The organism is Sphingomonas sp. FUKUSWIS1 (genome assembly GCF_000733135.1).
Taxonomy (GTDB): domain Bacteria; phylum Pseudomonadota; class Alphaproteobacteria; order Sphingomonadales; family Sphingomonadaceae; genus Sphingomonas; species Sphingomonas aerolata.
Genome location: NZ_JPJC01000206.1, coordinates 81,944 through 84,022, shown reverse-complemented (window position 1 = coordinate 84,022; position 2,079 = coordinate 81,944). Strand labels below are relative to the sequence as shown.

Sequence of the window (2,079 nt, the reverse complement as noted above, 5' to 3'; positions counted from 1 at the left end):
ATGCCGGCGGGCGATCGATCCTCGATGCGGTCGAGCATGCCCTGACGCTCCCGGCGGATGCACTCGACGCGTCGCGCGCGGTGCTGTCGGCGAACGGCAACATGTCGTCGGCGACGCTGATGTTCGTGCTGCAGCGGTTGCTCGCCGGGCCGGACATCGCCCGCGGCGTTGCGCTGGCGTTCGGCCCGGGTCTCGCAGCCGAGGGTATCGGCTTCCGAAGCGCACCGCGATGCTGACGACGCGGGCGCAAGCCGAGGAACTGATGGACTCCGACGACCTGTCGCCGGAGACCTATGCCGCGGTGGTCGCCGATCTCGCGAAGGTGAATGTCGTGACGATGGCGGCGCGTCCGACGCTTGCCTTTCTGAAGCGGGTCATCGCGGGGCGGACACGGCTGAGGCTGCTCGATGTCGGGTTCGGCGATGGCGACATGCTGAGGACGATCGAGCGCTGGGCAGGCAGGCGAGGCGTGGACACCGAACTGGTCGGGGTCGACCTCAATCCCCGCAGCGAACAGGCCGCGCGCATGCATACGGACACGGGATCGACGATCCGCTATGTCACGGGGGATTACGCCGATCTTGCCGGTAAGACGGGTGGGGAACCCCGCTGGGATGCGATCGTCAGCAGCCTGGTCGCGCACCATATGAGCCATGCGCAACTGATCGCCTTTCTGCGGTTCATGGACACGCATGCGCGATGCTGGCTGATCAACGATCTGCATCGCCACGGGTTTGCGCATCGCGGATTTCCGATTCTCGCACGGCTCGCGCGCTGGCATCCGATGGTGCGTCACGACGGGACGCTGTCGATCGCGCGGTCGTACCGGCCCGACGAATGGCCGGCGATCCTCGACGAGGCGGGGATCCGCGGTGCGCGCGTGTTCCGGGCGTTCCCGTTCCGACTGTGCGTCGAACGGCTGCGGTGACCGCGACGCGCGCGCTGATCGTCGGCGGCGGGCCGGCAGGGGCGGCGGTCGCGATCGAGCTTGCACGCGCGGGCCTGCCGCATCTATTGATCGAGCGTAGCCGCGAGACGGGCGACGCCTTGTGCGGCGGGTTCCTGAGCTGGCGGACGCTCGATACGCTGGCGAGGCTGGGAATCGATCCTGATCAGCTCAACCCGGCGCGAACGACGACCGTCCGGATCTTCGCCGGTAGCCACGTCGCGCATGCCGCGCTGCCAAGGCCTGCGCTATCGGTATCGCGACGGCGGCTCGATACCGTTCTGCTCGCCGCCGCGGTGGCGCAGGGCGCAGCGATCGAACGCGGGGTGACCGTCCGGGCGATCGAAGACGGCCAGGTGCGGACCGCCGATGGCGCGGTGATCGCCGCGCCCGCGCTGTTCCTGGCGAACGGCAAGTCGGATGTCCGCGGGACCGCACGGCCGGCAAGCGCCCGCGGCACAGATCCGACGCTCGGGATACGCGTCCGCATCATGCCCCCGCCGGCGATGGCCCGAGCGCTGGCGGGGCAGATCGACCTGTATCTCTTCGACCGGGGCTATGCCGGCCTTGCGATGCAGGAGGATGGCAGCGCGAATCTGTGCATGGCAGTACATCGCTCGCGGTTGCAGGAAGCGGGAACGCCGGCGGATCTGCTCGCCGAGCTCGGCCGCGCAATGCCTGTGCTTGGCGAATGGGTCGCCGCGATCGCGCCGGATGCGACGATCGATGCGATCGCCAACGTCCCCTATGGCTGGCGCCAGACGACGGGGCAGGCGGGGCAGTACAGGCTGGGCGATCAGGCGGGGGTGATCCCCTCGCTGGCGGGCGAGGGCATGGGCATCGCGCTGGCCAGCGGACTCGCTGCCGCGCGCGCCTATCGCACCGACGGGGCAGGGGGCGCAGCGGCATGGCAGCAGCAGTTGGCGCGGACGCTCGCGCGGCCGATCGGGGTGGCGGGCGCGGTGCGCCGGGTGGCCGAAAGCCGCGGTGCAGCCCAGCTGATTCCCTTCGCGCATCCCGTACTGATCCGGATGCTCGCGCAGGCGACCCGGATCGGCGCGTGACGCGCCGTCGCGCGGCGATGAATACTGTCGACGAAACGCCGGGCGGAGTGCGCGTGCCGCGGGCGCACA

General features: G+C 70.1%; 2 protein-coding genes and 1 pseudogene. All 3 read left to right on the top strand.

The genetic code is table 11. The features are described from left to right. Positions 1 to 236: pseudogene (locus sphsw_RS12590) on the top strand (type III polyketide synthase); the annotation flags it as partial. Then, the gene (locus sphsw_RS12585; RefSeq protein ID WP_031440918.1) at positions 230 to 928 is read left to right on the top strand and encodes a methyltransferase domain-containing protein; all 699 of its coding nucleotides are present in this window, start codon (positions 230 to 232) and stop codon (positions 926 to 928) included. The pseudogene sphsw_RS12590 and the gene sphsw_RS12585, both read left to right, overlap by 7 nt. Beyond that, a complete protein-coding gene (locus sphsw_RS12580) occupies positions 925 to 2,010 on the top strand; it encodes an NAD(P)/FAD-dependent oxidoreductase (RefSeq protein WP_235188390.1) in 1,086 nt (361 codons plus the stop codon). Before sphsw_RS12585 ends, sphsw_RS12580 begins: the two co-directional genes overlap by 4 nt. Positions 2,011 to 2,079 lie beyond the last annotated feature (69 nt).

Excerpts from the sequence above, each read along its gene's own strand:
- sphsw_RS12585 (WP_031440918.1), top strand. The coding sequence starts at position 230 with ATGCTGACGACGCGGGCGCAAGCCGAGGAACTGATGGACTCCGACGAC.